At 66.5% G+C, this 15281-nt stretch carries 15 protein-coding genes; 2 read left to right on the top strand and 13 right to left on the bottom strand.

All coding sequences use genetic code 11. The features are described from left to right. Positions 1-62 precede the first annotated feature (62 nt). Genes V5F78_RS20440 through V5F78_RS20410 form a run of 7 tightly spaced genes read right to left on the bottom strand, consistent with a single transcriptional unit; the run spans position 63 to position 6430 of the window. Complete coding sequence (locus V5F78_RS20440) at positions 63-1319, bottom strand: ABC transporter substrate-binding protein (protein WP_394070637.1); 1257 nt, start codon at positions 1317-1319, stop codon at positions 63-65. Positions 1320-1356: 37 nt separating this feature from the next. Next, on the bottom strand, positions 1357-2331 hold the full coding sequence (locus V5F78_RS20435; RefSeq protein WP_394070635.1) for a branched-chain amino acid ABC transporter permease: 975 nt from the start codon (positions 2329-2331) through the stop codon (positions 1357-1359). Continuing rightward, the gene (locus V5F78_RS20430; RefSeq protein WP_394070634.1) at positions 2331-3191 is read right to left on the bottom strand and encodes a branched-chain amino acid ABC transporter permease; all 861 of its coding nucleotides are present in this window, start codon (positions 3189-3191) and stop codon (positions 2331-2333) included. The genes V5F78_RS20435 and V5F78_RS20430 overlap by 1 nt, the downstream gene beginning before the upstream one ends. Beyond that, positions 3188-4084, bottom strand: coding sequence for a polysaccharide deacetylase family protein (locus V5F78_RS20425; RefSeq protein ID WP_394070633.1), 897 nt, complete (start codon positions 4082-4084; stop codon positions 3188-3190). Before V5F78_RS20425 ends, V5F78_RS20430 begins: the two co-directional genes overlap by 4 nt. Positions 4085-4087: 3 nt before the next feature. Beyond that, a complete protein-coding gene (locus V5F78_RS20420) occupies positions 4088-4795 on the bottom strand; it encodes a fumarylacetoacetate hydrolase family protein (protein WP_394070632.1) in 708 nt (235 codons plus the stop codon). 8 nt (positions 4796-4803) lie between these two features. Further along, positions 4804-5685: a polysaccharide deacetylase family protein gene (locus V5F78_RS20415; RefSeq protein ID WP_394070631.1), complete on the bottom strand. Its 882-nt coding sequence runs from the start codon at positions 5683-5685 to the stop codon at positions 4804-4806. A gap of 46 nt (positions 5686-5731) precedes the next feature. Further along, on the bottom strand, positions 5732-6430 hold the full coding sequence (locus V5F78_RS20410; protein WP_394070630.1) for an HpcH/HpaI aldolase family protein: 699 nt from the start codon (positions 6428-6430) through the stop codon (positions 5732-5734). Between the two features lie 367 nt (positions 6431-6797). Between V5F78_RS20410 and V5F78_RS20405 the strand changes: the two genes are divergently transcribed. Next, positions 6798-7553: a GntR family transcriptional regulator gene (locus V5F78_RS20405; RefSeq protein ID WP_394070629.1), complete on the top strand. Its 756-nt coding sequence runs from the start codon at positions 6798-6800 to the stop codon at positions 7551-7553. A gap of 72 nt (positions 7554-7625) precedes the next feature. Continuing rightward, the gene (locus V5F78_RS20400; RefSeq protein ID WP_394070628.1) at positions 7626-8036 is read left to right on the top strand and encodes a VOC family protein; all 411 of its coding nucleotides are present in this window, start codon (positions 7626-7628) and stop codon (positions 8034-8036) included. A gap of 45 nt (positions 8037-8081) precedes the next feature. On the opposite strand, the gene V5F78_RS20395 is transcribed toward V5F78_RS20400, so the two are convergent. From V5F78_RS20395 to V5F78_RS20370, 6 genes are all read right to left on the bottom strand, one after another. Beyond that, positions 8082-9161, bottom strand: a complete 1080-nt coding sequence (locus V5F78_RS20395) for a fumarylacetoacetate hydrolase family protein (RefSeq protein ID WP_394070627.1) — start codon at positions 9159-9161, stop codon at positions 8082-8084. Positions 9162-9412: 251 nt separating this feature from the next. After that, positions 9413-10819 carry an amidase family protein gene (locus V5F78_RS20390; protein WP_394070626.1) on the bottom strand — a complete coding sequence of 469 codons (1407 nt, stop codon included), beginning with the start codon at positions 10817-10819 and terminating at the stop codon, positions 9413-9415. Between the two features lie 181 nt (positions 10820-11000). After that, positions 11001-11696, bottom strand: a complete 696-nt coding sequence (locus V5F78_RS20385) for a cyclase family protein (protein WP_394070624.1) — start codon at positions 11694-11696, stop codon at positions 11001-11003. A 54-nt stretch (positions 11697-11750) separates the two neighbouring features. Continuing rightward, entirely contained in the window at positions 11751-12494 is a 744-nt protein-coding gene (locus V5F78_RS20380) for an ABC transporter ATP-binding protein (protein ID WP_394070622.1), read from the bottom strand. Further along, a complete protein-coding gene (locus V5F78_RS20375; protein WP_394070620.1) occupies positions 12491-14284 on the bottom strand; it encodes a branched-chain amino acid ABC transporter ATP-binding protein/permease in 1794 nt (597 codons plus the stop codon). The genes V5F78_RS20380 and V5F78_RS20375 overlap by 4 nt, the downstream gene beginning before the upstream one ends. Beyond that, a complete protein-coding gene (locus tag V5F78_RS20370) occupies positions 14281-15156 on the bottom strand; it encodes a branched-chain amino acid ABC transporter permease (RefSeq protein ID WP_394070618.1) in 876 nt (291 codons plus the stop codon). The genes V5F78_RS20375 and V5F78_RS20370 overlap by 4 nt, the downstream gene beginning before the upstream one ends. Between the last annotated feature and the right edge of the window lie 125 nt (positions 15157-15281).

Raw genomic sequence — 15281 nt, 5'->3', positions numbered from 1 at the left:
ACCCCTCTCGCCAGCCGATGCGGAGCCTCCAAATGGGGAAAAGGTGGCTCCGCTGCGGCATCTCAGCTTTTCTTGATGCCCTGGAAGTCGCGCGAATAGGGCGGCTGCTTCATGTAGGTTTCCGGATCATATTTCCAGAATTGCGACACCTGCGGATAGGAGGCAATCGGCACGTTCCAATATTTGCCATCCGCATTCTTGACCACCTTGCGGATCGACACGTCGTAGATCGGATTGCCGAAGGCATCGAGCTTCACGGTGGTGCCGAGCGGCGAATTGACGAGTTCGGTCTTCATCACCGAAGCCAGGAACGCATCGCGGTCCGCCGTCGCGCCGTTGAGCGGCTTCAGCGCTTCGTCGATCCACATGGCGCCGGAATACATGGAGAAGCCGTAGAGCGAGGGCAGCTTCGAGAATTTCTTGCCGTAGGCCGCCACGAATTCCTTGGTGCGCGGATTGTCCGAGCCTTCCGCGAAATGCGCGGCGACCACCACGCCCTCGACCTCGTCGCCCATGGTGCGGATCACCGACTGGTCGGTGACGTTCATGGCGCCCACCAGCGGGATCTGGCCCTTCAGGCCGAAATTCGCATATTGCTGCATCAGCCGCGCGGCGTCGGCGCCCGTTTCCATGCAGAAGATCACGTCGGCGCCGAGATTGGCCAATTGGCCGAGATAGGGGCTGAAGTCCGAGGTGTTCAGCGGATGCCAGAACTGGCCCAGCACCTTGCCGCCGCCCTCGGTGAAGGTCTGGCAGAAGCCGCCGCACTGCTCGTGCCCGAACGTATAGTCCTGGCTGATGGTGGCGACCTTGCGATAGCCCTGCTTGAGGCACCAGTCGGCGAGCGGACGGGGGAACTGGCTCGCGGTATAGCCGGCCACCCGGATCACGTTCTTGATGCGGTGGCGCTGGGTGAGATCGTCGGCGGCGATGATCGGGATGAAATAGGGCATGCCGTTGCCCTTCACGTAATTGGCCACCGCAAGGCCGGTGTTGGCCAGCAGATTGCCGAACAGCATGTCCACATTGGCCTGTTCGACCAGGCGACGGGCCTTCTGGAGCGCGGTATCGGGGTTGGAGGCGTCGTCTTCCACGACGATCTCCACCTTGCGGCCGCCGGACTGGAAGCCGCGCTCTTCCCAATACATGTTGAAGCCGTCCACCATCTCGCGTCCGCCGGCGGCGACCACCCCGGTGAGCGGCGCCATGACGCCGATCTTGATCGGCCCGCTGGCCTGCGCGCGCGCCACATAGGGCATGGCCACGGTGCCGACGGCGGCCAGCGCGGCGCTTGATTTCAGAAACGTCCTGCGATCCATCTGTCCCGCTCCTGTCTGGAATTGATTGTTGTCGTCTTCAGCGGCGTCGTTGCGCCACAAAGCTGCGAATGCGCCCGAGGATGCCCTCGGGGGCGAAGATCATGATCAGCACGAACATCGCGCCGAGCACGCTCTGCCAGCGCTCGGTGTAGAGGCTGACGATGTTTTCCAGCCCGATGATGGCGAAGGAGCCGATGAACGCGCCGAACAGCGTGCCGACCCCGCCGGTGATCGCCATCAGCAGCCCTTCCACAGATTGGGAGAGGCCCACCGTCGAGGGGCTGACGAAATCGTTGAACATGGCGTAGAGCGCCCCCGCGATGCCCGCGAAGAAGCCGGAGACGGTGAAGGCCAGGAACAGATGCGCCGGTACATTGTAGCCGAGCGAGCGCATGCGGCTCTCGCTGTCGCGGATGCCGCGCAACGTCAGCCCGAACGGCGAGCGCACGAACCGCCACATCACAAAGGCGACCACGGCGACCGCCACGAACACCGCGTAATAGAAGGCAAAGCCATCGGCGAGGGCTGAGGGCCGCACCGCGCCGCGCAGGCCGTTCTCCCCGCCCGTGACGCTGGTCCAGCGCAGGCACACGCCCCACACGATCATGCCGAGCGCGAGGGTGAGCAGCAGGAAGTAAACCCCGGAGGTGCGGATCGCCAGCAGCGCGAAGATCGCCGCGACTCCGGTCGCCGCGAGGATGCCCACCATCGCGCCCACATAAGGCGAGCCGCCCATATGGGCGGTCCAATAGACCACCACATAGGTGGAGACGCCGAAGATGGCGCCATGGCACAGCGGCGTGCGGCCGGTGTAGCCGGCGAGAACATCCACCGCCATGGCCAGCACCGCGAAGATCAGCACCTCGGTCAGGATGCTCACCTGATAGGTGGGCAGGAGCAGCGGCAGCACCGCGAACACCAAGGCGCCCACCGCGACGGCGCCCATGGCGAGACGGGACATGCCGGTGTCCCGGGCGGGCAGCGGCGCGGGATTGGGAACCGGGGACGTCATCACGCCGCCTTTCCGAACAGGCCGAGGGGGCGGAAGGCGAGGATCGCCGCCATGGGGCCGAAGATGACGAAATAAGCGAATTCCGGGAACATCACCTGCCCCACCGTATTCAGCAGCCCGACGATCAGCGCCCCCACCGCCGCGCCGACGAGGCTGCCGCGCCCCCCGATGATCACCACCGCCAGCGAGAACACCAGGATCTCCGCATCCGCGCTCGGGTAAAGGGTGAGGAAGGCGCCGCCCACCGCCCCGCCGAGCCCGGCCAAGGCGGCGCCCAGCATGAAGGTGAGAAGGAAGATGCGGCGGATGTTGATGCCCATCGCCTCGATGGTTTCCGGATCGTCGACGCCGGCGCGGATCAGGGCGCCGAGCCGGGTCTTGTTGAGCAGCAGCCAGAGCGCGACGAAGATGAGGATGCCCAGCGCCAGCACGAACAGGCGATACTTGGGATAGAACAGCCCGGCGAAGCGCACCGCCCCGCGCAGGAATTGCGGCGCCGGGACCGTGTAGGTATCGCCGCCGAAGATCACCAGCGTCATGTCGTTCAGGATGAAGGCGACGCCCAGCGTCAGCAGCACTTGGCGCAGCTCGTATCCGCGCACGAACCGCAAAAGGCCCTGGTCGAGGACCAGCCCGGTCGCCGCCACCACCGCCATGGCGGCGAGGATGCCGAGGAAGAAATTGCCGGAGGCGCTCGCGGCGGCATAGCCCGCATAGCCGCCCAGGAGGTAGAGCGCGCCGTGGGCGAGATTCACGATCCGCAGCAGGCCGAAGATCAGCGTGAAGCCCGAGGCGACGATGAACAGCAGCGCCGCGAAGGTGAGCCCGTTGAGGAGCTGGAAGGCGTTGAGGCTGTTCATCCCGCATCCGCCGCGCTGAGGGCGTCCGGGCGCTGGCCGAGGTACCAGTCGTAGATCTGCTCGCCGGTCATGAAAGCGATGTCGTCCTTCGCCTTCATGGTCTCGAAGATCTTGCGGAAATGCTTCAGCCGGTGCGGCGCGCCCATGATGTAGGGATGCACCACCAGGGCCATGATGCGCGCGCTGTCGCGGCTGTCATGGTGGATCTGCTCGAACTGGTCGATGGCGCGATCGTAATATTCGCTCGCCTTGTGATGCTGGATCAGCATCATCGCCACGTCGTTGCATTCCTGGGTGTAGGGAATATTGACGATCGGCGTCGTGCGGGTCTTCAGCACCACCGGCTGGTCGTCCAGCACCCAGTCGCAGACATAATCATAGCCCTGCTCGACCAGGATGTCGGGGGTCTCCCAGGTCTCGGTCAGGCCGGGCCCCAGCCAGCCGCGCGGGCGCCGGCCGGTGAAGGCTTCGATCGCCTGGGTGGTCTTGGCGATGTCCTCGCGCTCGTCGGGCACCTTCTGCATGTTCTTCTGCGAGAAGCCGTGGCCCATGAATTCCCATTCGCGCTCCAGCGCGGCTTCCGCGATCGGGGCGTAGCTGGAGATGGCCGAACCGTTGATGGCCAGCACCGCCGGCAGGGCGAACTCATCGAACACTTCCAGCATGCGCCAGAAGCCGACGCGATTGCCGTATTCGTGCCAGGCCCAGTTCGGAATGTCCGGGGTCGGGGAGCCGCCGGCCGGCGGGGTGAGGACGGTGCGCGGCATGGTCTCGCGCGGGTTCCATTCCTCGATATTGACGATCACCCACACCGCCATGCGGGCGCCGCCGGGCAAGGTGAGTTTGGGCCGGCGGGAGATCGGGGAAAAGGCGATGCGCTCGGTGGGCAGCATGTCTCAGGCCTCCGGTTCGCCGATGGTCAGCGTCAGCGTGCCGAACCCGGCGATGGCACCGACGATGCGGTCGCCCGGCTGCATTTCGCCGACACCGGCCGGGGTTCCGGTCATGATGATGTCGCCCGGCTCCAGGCGATAGGAGCGCGAGAGGTTAGCGACGATTTCCGGCACGTTCCAGATCATCTGCGCGAGGTCGCCGCGCTGGTGCTCGACGCCGTTGACGCTGAGCGTGATGGCGCCCCGCGCCGGATCCCCGCCCGTGCCGGCAGGATAGAGCGGGCCGCAGGGGGCGGAAAGATCGAACGCCTTGCCCGCTTCCCAGGGCAGGCGCTTGTCGCGGCAGTCGCGCTGGCGGTCGCGGCGGGTGAGGTCGATGCCGATGCCATAGCCGAAGATGGCGTCCTGCGCCCGGTCAACGGTGATGTTGCGGGCGCCGGCGCCGATGGCGACCACCAGCTCGATCTCATATTGGAAATCGCTGGTATCCGCCGGATAGGGGATGGTTGCGCCGTCCGCCACGATGCTGTCGCGCGGCTTCTGGAAGAAGAACGGCGGGTCGCGCTCGTCCTCGGCTTCCTTCATCTCGCGGATATGGGCGAGATAATTGCGGCCCACGCAATAGACGCGGCGCACCGGGAAGCGCGTCGCGCGGCCCACCACGGGCAGCGCGACGATCTCGGGGACGGGAACGGCAAAGGCGGTGCTCATGGATACACTCACGCCTTTGTCTTGGTCGCCTGGTACCAGTCGAGGATCTCTTCCCCGTTCCAGAACAGCACGTCGCCGAGGCTGGCGGCATAATCGTAGATCTGTTCCAGATACTTGATGCGGTGCGGCTGGCCGGAGATGTAGGGGTGGATGGCCACCGCCAGCACCTTGGCGCGGTCCGCGCCCTCGGCGTGCAGGCGGTCGATGCTGTCCTTGAAGCGCTGCACCCAATAGGGCGATTCATGATGGGCCACCGCCATCATGGGAATGTCGTTGTGCTCCACCGTATAGGGCAGCGTCACCAGCGGGCCCTTGGCGGTGGTGATGTCGCAGGGCTCGTCGTCCCACACCCAGTCGCCGATATATTTCACGCCAGCCTCGGCGAGATTTTCCGGGGTTTCGAGGGTCTGCGTCAGGCCCGGTCCGAGCCAGCCCTTGGGGCGCTTGCCGGTGAATTTCTCCAGGATGTCCATGGAGCGGAAGATCATGCCGCGCTGGTCTTCCTGCTTGTGGATCGGCCCCTGGTCATAGGCATGGCCCATGAATTCCCAGCCCGCATCACGCGCCTGGGCGGCCACGCGCTCATAATCCTCGGTGACGCGCGCATTGATGGAGAGCGTGGGGCGGATGCCGAGCTTCTCGTACAGCTTGAAGAAGCGCCAGGCGCCGACGCGCATGCCGTATTCGTGCCAGCTCCAGTTCGGCACGTCGGGCAGCAGGACCTGCCCGGTGGGCGCGGGGAGAACCTGCCGCGCCATGGGGCGGGCGATGTCCCACACTTCGAAATTCACGATGGTCCACAGAACCACGCGCGCCGTGCCGGGCAGCTTGAGCGGCGGGCGGTCCACAATGGCGGAATAGGGCGCGCGGTCGCGCGGCAGCATGGTCATTGAAACTCTCCGCGAAGTTCAGCGATGCGGGAAAAAAGCGCGTGGCTCATGCGACGGCCGCCTGCCGGATGGCGGCCAGGCCGGGCCGCAGCAGGGATTCGAGCGTCGCATAAAGGAAGGTGGCGCCGCGCCCGACCCAGTGCGCGGTGGTCTGCTCGGTCACCGGCAGGCCGAAGGCGCGGCCGGCGGCGGCGAGGCGCGTGGTGATGTCGTCCACCGCCGCCACCAGTTCGGGGCGGCTGGTATTGCCGAGGAAACCCATGGAATGGGCGAGGTCGTTGGGCCCCACCAGGATCAGGTCGATGCCGGGGGCGGCGGCGATGGCGTCCAGCCGGGCGTGGCCCTCGGTGCTTTCGATCTGGGCGATCAGCATCAGGTCGGCTTCCCGGCCGCGGGTGGCGGCGCGGGCGGTGGCATGGAGCATCGCGCAGGTTTCCACGCTCTCGACCTGCGGCAGCACCAGCCCGTCGATGCCGCAATCGAAATAGCGGGTGAGGATCGCGGGGTCCTTGGAAGGCGAGCGCACCACCGCGCTCATGCCGCAGGCCTGCGCCGCGCGGGCGAGCATGGGCACGCTTTCCACCGAAACCGCCGTGCGCTCGCAATCAATGAACAGGCAGTCGGCGCCGCAGGCGGCAAGCGCCTCGACCGCCGACAAGGAGACCCCGCCGGGATTCACCGCCAGGATCGGCCGGCCCGCGAGGATCGTCGCCTTGGTGCGCGGAAGGCTGACGCGGACCCTCATGCGCCCGCTCCGCCACAGCACGCAGCGGCGCCGTCCCGTCCCGCCGACGCGCGCGAAACGCGCCCGGGGGGCGTGGCTGATCCTGCGGAGGCGAGGGGGGCGGACATGGGCCGAAAGTCCTTCCTGGCACGATTGGATCTGTCAAAAATTGCGTACAATCCGGTGACCGTCAATAATTAATGTATACAATTTTTGCTCAAAAATTCACCCGCTTCTGCCCGCAATATAGGCTTGAAGCCGTTCATTTCCCGGTCCTAGCTGGAGCTGGTTCCGCTCCGGAGGCAGGCTTCGCTCATGGGTCGGATTGTATCCTCGCGCGGGTTCGGGTATGGCGGCTATGGCTGATCAAAAGGAGCGACCACCGGGCATGTCAGCGACCGTTTCCGACGCGTTCGGCGAAACCGCCCCGGACTCTTTCGCCGACGGCGTGGACACGGAGCGCGCGCCCACCCGCTCGCTCTCCGTCGCCGACCGGATCCGCGCCTCGATCCTCTCGGGGGATTTCGAACCCGGCGCGCGGCTGCATGAGGTGCGCCTCAGCGAGCGGCTCGGGGTGTCGCGCACGCCGGTGCGCTCGGCGCTGCAATCGCTCGCCAGTGAAGGGCTGCTGGAATATGCGCCGAACCGCGGCTATTCGGTGCGCCGGTTCCTCACGTCCGAGATCGTCGATGCCTATGAGATCCGCACCATGCTGGAATCGCTCGCGGCCCGGCTCGCCGCCGAGCGCGGCCTGAGCGACGCGGAGCGGGCGGTGATCGAGGGCGCGCTCGCCGATGGCGACGCCATTCTCGCCAAGGAGGAATTGGAGGAATCCGACCGCATCGGCTATGGCGCGGTCAATTTCGCCTTCCACGACACCATCCACGCCGCCTCGCGCTGCCGCATGCTGGGCGACATGATCCGCATGTGCCAGAGCGTGCCGCAATCCTCCCACCGCAATGTGGTCTCGTTCGAATATCTCGAGGTGCGCCGCCGCCACGAGGACCACCACCGCATCTATGACGCCATCCTGCTGCGCGATGCGTATCGCGCGGAAATGCTGATGCGCGAGCATGTGGCGAGCGTGAAGACCGGCCTCGTGCGCTCCATCAGCGGGCGCGCGCCCACCAGAAGCCGGCGCTGAGCGCGCGCGCTGGCGGGCCGCGCCGGCTTGTTCTAACCTCCGGCGCCCGAAAACACCGGCCGGAGACAAGGCGTGCAGATCGCATCCATCGACCATATCGTGCTGACGGTGGCGGACATTGACCGCACCGTGGACTTCTACACGCGCGTTCTCGGCATGCGCAAAGAGGTGTTCGGCGAAAACCGCGTGGCGCTCGCGTTCGGGGCGCAGAAATTCAATCTTCAGGACGGCCGCTCGAAGCAGGATATCGTCGCCGTCGCGGCCCATCCGACGCCCGGCTCGGTGGATCTGTGCCTGCTTTCGGCGGTGCCGCTGGATGCCGTGATCGCCCATCTCGCGGCCTGCCAGGTGCCGATCGCCGCCGGCCCCGTGCGCCGCACCGGCGCAACCATGCCGCTGCGCTCGGTCTATATCCGCGATCCCGATGCGAATCTGATCGAGATTTCCGTGCGCTGGGAAGAAGAAGAGCCGGCCGCGCAATGAGCTGGCGCCCCTCCCCGCGCAGGGAGGGGCGCTTTCATCCCCGCGTCAGCCGACCGACTTGATCTCGTTGCGGATCAGGCCGATGCCGGTAATCTCGGTTTCCATGACGTCGCCGGGCTTCATGAATTCCTGCGGCTTGCGCGCGAAGCCGACGCCCGGAGGCGTGCCGCTGGCGATGATGTCGCCGGGCTCCAGCGTGAGGCCGAGCGAGAGTTCGGCGATGATGCGCGGCACCTTGAAATACATCTGGCTCGTATTGGCGTCCTGCTTCACCACCCCGTTCACCCGCGTGACGAGGTGCAGGTCGTTCTGATCGAACGCGCCCTTGGTCACGATCCAGGGACCCATGGGGCCGTGCCCGTCCAGGCTCTTGCCCTTGAACCATTGGCCCCCGTGGCGCGCGTTCTGCACATCGCGGGCGGTGGTGTCGTTGATCACCGAATAGCCGAACACGTAATCCATGGCCTCGGCCTCGGGAATATTGCGGCCGTGCTTGCCGATGATCACCGCCAGCTCGCCCTCCCAGTCGATCATGGTGGAGACCTTGGGGTCGAACGGGATGGAATCGTAGGGGCCATTGATGCAATGGGTGCCCTTGGTGAAGAACACCGGATGCTCGGGATATTTCACGTCCGTGTTGCGCGCCGCCTGGCCTTCGGCGAAATGCTCCAGGTAATTCCAGCCGACCGCGTAAATATTGCGCCGGGGATCGGGGATGGGCGCGAGATAGACGATTTCGGTGAGCTTCGGCCGACCCGCCGCAGCGCCGCGCACCAGCTCGCGCACCTCGACGAGACCCGCATCGCCCGCCGCGATCAGCGAGACCATGTCGCCCGGATTAAAGGATAACGTCTTGCCGGTCCGCGCCGCCTCCGCCACCAGGTCGACCACGGTCCCGTCCGCGAGCGCGACGCCGACCCGCGCGGGCGCGCCGTTCTGAAGCTTAAAGCTCAACAGCTTCAAGGTGTTGTCGGCATCCGGCGCGGACGCGGGCTTGGCGGCGGGGGCATTGGCGGGTTGGGCCGGTGTGCTGGCCGCCGTCTGCGCATTGGCGGAGAGGATCAGCGGGGTGGTGGCGGCCGCAGCCGCCATCGAGGTGATGAAAGATCGGCGGGTCTTGTCCATGGCGTTCATCCCTACATTTATATGTAATTCTTAATTACATTATTGTAGCGGGACGTTATGGACGCCAGATGACAGTGTCAAATGCCTGGTGTGCGCTGCATATATGACCCTACGGAAGTATACCGCAAAGCAAAAGCCGGTTCGTCATCCATGCCAAAGCTTTCGCTGCCCGCGCCGTCGCGGCGATAAGCGCAAGCGAAAACAAGACCATCGGGGATCGAGCCGCCGGGCCATGGGCACCGGCGCTTGGCTCAGGCGTTGAACGGCCGCAAATTGTAGCCGGCCGGCTGGGTGCGGGCATAGGCGCAGGCGGCGCGCACCACATCCTCTTCGCAATAGGCGCGCGCGACGATCTGGAGTCCCACCGGCATGCCGTCGCCCGCGATCCCCGCGCACACCGCGCCAGCGGGCTGGCCGGTGAGATTGAAAGGATAGGTATAGAACACCCAGGACACGAGATTGCGGTCCGGCAGGCTGTCGGGAATGTTCTTGCCGGCGTCGAGCGAGGTCACGGGCAGAACCGGCGAGATCAGGATGTCGTAGCGCTCGAAGAAGGTCCGCAGCTTCTCGCGCAAGGCGTAGCGCTCGAACACGCTGGTGTAATAGCTGCGCATCTCCTGGGCGAGCGCGGGGGCGAGCACCTCGGCCACCGCCGGGTCCAGCAAATCGCGCTGATTTTCCATGAAGGATCGCAGGCGAATGCCCACGCCGGCATAGAATTCCGCGGTCCACAGATCGGCCGGATCGCTGTCGAACACGCTTTCGACCAAGTCCACCTCGCATCCGAGCGTTTCGAAGGTCTTCGCCGCGCGATCGGTGATCGCCACCACCTCGGGGTCGGGCCGGGCATAGCCGAGGGTCGGGCTGTAGGCGACGCGCATGCCGGCAACAGAAGCCTTGGTCGCTCCCATCACGTCCGGCACCGGGCCGGCGACGCCGAACGGGTCGCGCCGGTCGGGCCCGGCGATGGCCGAGAACAGCAGGGCCGCGTCTTCCATGGAGCGGGCGATGGGTCCCACATGGGCGAGCGTGGGCGTCGCCGAGGTGGGCCACACCGGCACCCGGCCGAAATGCCCCTTGATGCCGGCAAGCCCGGTGAAGGCGCAGGGAATGCGCACCGAGCCGCCGCCGTCCGTGCCGAGGGCGAACGGCGTGATGCCGGCCGCCACCGAGGACGCCGCCCCCGCGCTGGAGCCGCCCGGCGTCTTGTCGAGGTTCCAGGGGTGGCGCGTGATGCCGGTCAGCGGGCTGTCGCCCACCGGCTTGCAGCCGAATTCGCTGGTGGTGGTCTTGCCGATGAGGATGCCGCCCGCCGCCTTGGCGCGCTCCACGGCAGGCGCGTCCACGCTCGCGACATTGTCGGCCATGGCGCGCGAGCCGGAGGCATAGCGCTGGCCCTTCACCGCCATCAGGTCCTTGGCCGAGAACGGCAGGCCGTGCAGCACGCCCAGTGGCGCGCCCTTCATCACCGCATCTTCGGCGACGCGGGCGGCGGCCATGGCCTCGTCCTCCATCAGCACGAAGAAGGCGTTCAGCGTGCCTTGCGTCGCCTGCGCCTTGTCGAGCGCGCGCCGCGTCAGCTCCACGGGCGAGATTTCGCGGGTGCGGATGCGCCGGCGCAGCTCCAGCGCGCTCATGGTGTCGAATGCGGCGGACATGGGCAGTCTCCGGAGGCGAACGAAGATTCCCTCTCCCGCTTGCGGGGGAGGGTTAGGGAGGGGGTCTGCCGCAGGCCGGAAGGTGCGGGAAATGGGGAGATGGCTTTTGCCCCCTCCCCAACCCTCCCCCGCACGCGGGAGAGGGGGGCATATTGCGATTAAAGGGGGCGTTGTGCCCCGTTCAGTTGAGGATGGCGAACGCGCGCACCGGGGAGCCGGAGCCGCCCTTGAACTTCAGCGGCGCGCCGAAGAACTGGAACTCGCCCTTGCCCACCAGCTCTTCCAGGTTCACCAGCCATTCCCAATGGCTGACCCCGAGGTCGCGGCACAGCCGGTGCTGGGCGAAGATGTTGTCGGTGGGCTTGTCGGTGGAGGGACCTTCCACGCCGTGCATCTTGGAGCCGCGATCATAGAGCCACTTCGTGGCCTCGGCGGTGAGCAGCGGATTCTTCCAGACCGAATCCAGGCTCGGATAATTCCGCTTGTGGAAGCCGGTGCACAGCAGAACGATGTGGCCGTCCACCTTCACGCCGGCCTTCTTCTCCGCCTCTTCCATGTCGGCGACGGTGATTTCGCCGAGGTCGGGAATATGGCGCAGGTCGAAGCACACCGCCTTGCCCATGAACTGTTCGAGCGGCATCTCGTCCACCGGCGCGCCGTCCGGGTTCACGTGGCGATAGGCGTCCACATGGGTGCCCACATGGTCGAGCATGGCGATGAAATTGGTCTGGAAGGTCATGGCGTCGCCGGGCACGCCGAGGTCGAGCGCCTTGGAGCTCTCATGGCTCATATGGGTGGTGATGATCGGCCGCTGGAACAGCTTGTGGGCCGGCATATTGTCCTCGATGAGGAGGGAGAGGTCGATGACTTTGGACATGGTCGCTCCTTGGCGGGCTTGGTTTTCGGGTGAAGCGGGTGCGACGGCCGTCGTTCAGGCGGCTGTCTTCTTCTTGCCGAGGAAGGCCTCCATCACCTCCGGGTCGCGCGCGAGCTCCGCGCTCGGCCCGTGGCGCGCCACCCGCCCGTTGGCGATCACATAGGCGTGGTCGGCGATGGCGAGCGCGTAGGAGGCCAGCTGTTCGACAAGCAGAATGGTGAGGCCGGCCGCGTTGAGGTCGGCGAGGACCCGCATCAGCTGGTCCACGATCTTGGGCGCGAGGCCGAGCGAGAGTTCGTCGATGATGAGCAGCTCGGGCTCCGCCATCAGGCCGCGCGCGATGGCCAGCATCTGCTGCTCGCCGCCGGACATGGAGCCGGCCTGCTGGGGCAGCCGCTCCTTCAGGCGCGGGAACAGAGAGAGCACCTTCTCCAGCGTCGCCTTGGAGCGCTCGGATTTCAGCCCGCCATGGGCATAAGCGCCGAGGATGAGATTGTCCTCCACGCTCTGGTCGGGAAACAGCAGGCGCCCTTCCGGCACCATCACGAGGCCGCGCGCCACCTTCCTGTCGGCGGAGAGGCGGGTGGTGTCCTCGCCCTTGAACAGCACCTGGCCGCCCGAGGGGCGCACGAGCCCGGTGGCGCCGCGCACCATGGAGGATTTGCCGGCGCCGTTATTGCCGATCACGGCCACCAATTGCCCGCGCTTCACGCTCAGCGAGATGTCGCGCACCGCCACCGCCGCGCCGTAGCGCAGTTCCAGGCTGCGGATATCGAGCAGGATGTCGTTCTCGCTCATGCCACGTCCTCCGCCTTGGCGGCATCGAGGGGGGCGCCGAAATAGGCTTCGATCACGCGCGGGTCCTCCTGCACGATCGCGGGGGTGTCGCTGGCGATCACCTGGCCGTAGTCGAGCACGGTCACGGTGTCGGCGACCGCCATGATCAGCTCCACATGATGCTCGATGAGCAGCACCGAGATGCCGAGCGCGGCGATGCGCCGGATCATGTCCTCCAGCGCGTCGATCTCCTGGGTGGTGAGGCCGGCGGCCGGCTCGTCCAGCAGCAACAGGCGGGGCTTGGCGGCGAGCGCGCGGGCGATCTCCAGGCGGCGCTGCAGGCCGAAGGGCAGGAAGCGGGCCTGCTCGTTGGCATAGGCATCGAGCCCGACGAAGGTGAGCAGGCCGATGGCGGCGCGCCGGCTTTCCTTCTCTTCGCGCCGCAGGCGCGGGGTGCGCAGCAGCGCGTCGGCAATGCCGTAGGTCAGGCGCTGCTGATAGCCGACCATGACGTTTTCCAGCACCGTCAGCTCGCCGAACAATTCGGTGTTCTGGAACGTGCGGGCCAAGCCGATGCGGGCGATCTCGTGGGAGCGCTTGCCGGTGAGCTGGATGCCGTCCAGCTCGAACTCGCCCTCCGTCGGCTTGTAGAAGCCGGAGATGGTGTTGACGAAGGTGGACTTGCCGGCGCCGTTCGGTCCGATCAGGGCATGCACCTCGCCCGGCTTCACCCGCAGCGAGGCCTTGGAGAGGGCGGTCAGGCCGCCGAAGCGCACCGTGAGGTCGCGCGCCACCAGCTCCGCCTCGCCCGCGCGCACGTCGTGGCGCAGGCTCTGTTCGGCGCTGATCCCCTCGGCGGGGTCCGCCTCCCGCTTTTCGGGGTTGAGGCGCTGAACCAGCATCCACAGCGTGCCGACGATGCCGCGCGGCAAGGCGAACATCACCACCAGCAGCAGCGCGCCATAGGCGAACTTCTGCCAGAGCTGGAATTGCTGCAGGAATTCCGGGAGATAGGTGAGGATATAGGCGCCGATCACCGGCCCGAAGGTGGAGGCCGCCCCGCCCAGGATCACCATCAGCAGAAAGCGCACGCTGTCCGAGAAGGTGAAGATGTCGGGCGAGATGTAGGAATTGAGGAAGGCGTAGAAGCTGCCCGCGATCCCCGCCGTGACCGACGCCACCACGAAGGCGAGGGTGCGCATGGCGGTGGCATTCACGCCGAGCGCCCGCGCCGCCGTCTCGCTTTGCGACACCGCCAGCATGGCCCGGCCGTAGCGGGAGCGCTTGAGATTGTGGGTGGCGAGCGTCGCCAGGAACAGCGTCACCGCGAGCACGCCGTAGAAGGCAAAGCCGGAGATGCGATAGCCGAAGATGTTGGGGCGCGGGATGGAGGAGAGGCCCGTGGTGCCGCCGGTGAGCGACTGCCACTCGATGGCGACATTCTCCACGATGATGCCGAAGGCGATGGTGACGACGGCGAGATAAACCCCGCGCACCCGCACCGTGGGATAGGCCAAGAGCACGCCGAACACCCCGGAGACGATCGCGGCGGCGATGCTGGCGCTCAGCATGTCGAAGCCGAGCCGCACCGCGAGGATTGCGCCGGTGTAGGAGCCGAGCGCGAACAGGCCCGCCTGGCCGAGCGAGACGAGGCCGGTGAGGCCCACCAGCACGTTCAGGCCCACGGCGATGACGCCGTAGATCAGGAACAGCATGAACAGGCGCAATTCGTATTCATTGCCGGCGGTGAGCGGCACCGCGACGAGGATCGCGGCGAAGACGAGGAAGCCGAGGCTGGTGAGGTGTCTCATACCTTGAGCACCTCCCTTTTGCCGAACAGGCCCTGCGGAAACACCAGCAGCACCAGGATCATGGAGGAAAAGCCGATGATTTCGCGGGCGGCGGTGGAGATGTAGCCCTCGACGAATTTCTCCATCACGCCGAACAGCAGGCCGGCGATCACCACGCCGGGCGCGGAGGTGATGCCGCCGATGATGGCCACCGCAAATCCCTTCAGCCCCAGCAGCGTGCCCATGGTGGCGGAGACCTGGATGACCGGCGCCACCAGGATGCCGGCGGCCGCGCCGAACAGCGCCGCGAGCCCGAAGGAGAAGGCGACGATGCGGTTGACATTGATGCCCATGAGGGCGGCGGCGCGCTTGTCATGGGCCACGGCCTGCATGGCGCGGCCGACCAGCGTGTGCTTCTGCATGAATTTGAGGCCGACCATGGCGAGGATCGCGACCAGGGGGATCAGCAATTCCTGCGGATAGATTCCGGCGCCGAGAATGTGCACCGCCTTTTCCACGCCGGGCGAGGGCAGGGGCCGGGAGAAGCCGCCGAACTGCATGGTGGCGAGGCTCTCGATCATGATTCCGACCGCGATGGTGGTGAGCATCCAGCCGATGGAGGTGGTGCCGCCGGTAAACGGGCGCACCGCGAAGCGCTCCAGCAAGATGCCGAACAGCGCGCCGGCCGCGACGCCCAGCAAGCAGGCGAGCCACAGCGGCAGGCCCGCATCCACCCCCAGCACGGCGAGCACCGCGCCGATCATCAGCGTGTCGCCATGGGCGAAATTCACCGCCTTGGCGGCGGTCCACATGATGTGGAAGCCGAGCGCGACGAGCGCATAGATGCCGCCGATGGCGAGGCCCGAGAGGGTGTATTGAATGAAGGTGGTCATTGCGCTGCGGTGCCCATTTCACCCTCCCCCCTTGAGGGGGAGGGCAGGGTGGGGGGTGGGGTTCCGCTAGGAACCTGAAGCCGTTATCCCGGCGCTGCCGTACCCCCCTCTCCACCCCTCCCCCT

The organism is Roseixanthobacter glucoisosaccharinicivorans, from assembly GCF_043195095.2.
Taxonomy (GTDB): domain Bacteria; phylum Pseudomonadota; class Alphaproteobacteria; order Rhizobiales; family Xanthobacteraceae; genus NCEH01.
This window is presented reverse-complemented; position numbering and strand designations above follow the sequence as displayed.

Bases quoted from the DNA above. Each gene is read 5' to 3' on its own strand.
- V5F78_RS20390 (WP_394070626.1), bottom strand. From the start codon at position 10,819: ATGTCCGCCGCATTCGACACCATGAGCGCGCTGGAGCTGCGCCGGCGC.
- V5F78_RS20375 (WP_394070620.1), bottom strand. From the start codon at position 14,284: ATGAGACACCTCACCAGCCTCGGCTTCCTCGTCTTCGCCGCGATCCTC.
- V5F78_RS20405 (WP_394070629.1), top strand. From the start codon at position 6,798: ATGTCAGCGACCGTTTCCGACGCGTTCGGCGAAACCGCCCCGGACTCT.
- V5F78_RS20410 (WP_394070630.1), bottom strand. From the start codon at position 6,430: ATGAGGGTCCGCGTCAGCCTTCCGCGCACCAAGGCGACGATCCTCGCG.
- V5F78_RS20440 (WP_394070637.1), bottom strand. From the start codon at position 1,319: ATGGATCGCAGGACGTTTCTGAAATCAAGCGCCGCGCTGGCCGCCGTC.
- V5F78_RS20420 (WP_394070632.1), bottom strand. From the start codon at position 4,795: ATGAGCACCGCCTTTGCCGTTCCCGTCCCCGAGATCGTCGCGCTGCCC.
- V5F78_RS20395 (WP_394070627.1), bottom strand. From the start codon at position 9,161: ATGGACAAGACCCGCCGATCTTTCATCACCTCGATGGCGGCTGCGGCC.
- V5F78_RS20370 (WP_394070618.1), bottom strand. From the start codon at position 15,156: ATGACCACCTTCATTCAATACACCCTCTCGGGCCTCGCCATCGGCGGC.
- V5F78_RS20380 (WP_394070622.1), bottom strand. From the start codon at position 12,494: ATGAGCGAGAACGACATCCTGCTCGATATCCGCAGCCTGGAACTGCGC.
- V5F78_RS20430 (WP_394070634.1), bottom strand. From the start codon at position 3,191: ATGAACAGCCTCAACGCCTTCCAGCTCCTCAACGGGCTCACCTTCGCG.
- V5F78_RS20425 (WP_394070633.1), bottom strand. From the start codon at position 4,084: ATGCTGCCCACCGAGCGCATCGCCTTTTCCCCGATCTCCCGCCGGCCC.
- V5F78_RS20415 (WP_394070631.1), bottom strand. From the start codon at position 5,685: ATGACCATGCTGCCGCGCGACCGCGCGCCCTATTCCGCCATTGTGGAC.
- V5F78_RS20435 (WP_394070635.1), bottom strand. From the start codon at position 2,331: ATGACGTCCCCGGTTCCCAATCCCGCGCCGCTGCCCGCCCGGGACACC.
- V5F78_RS20385 (WP_394070624.1), bottom strand. From the start codon at position 11,696: ATGTCCAAAGTCATCGACCTCTCCCTCCTCATCGAGGACAATATGCCG.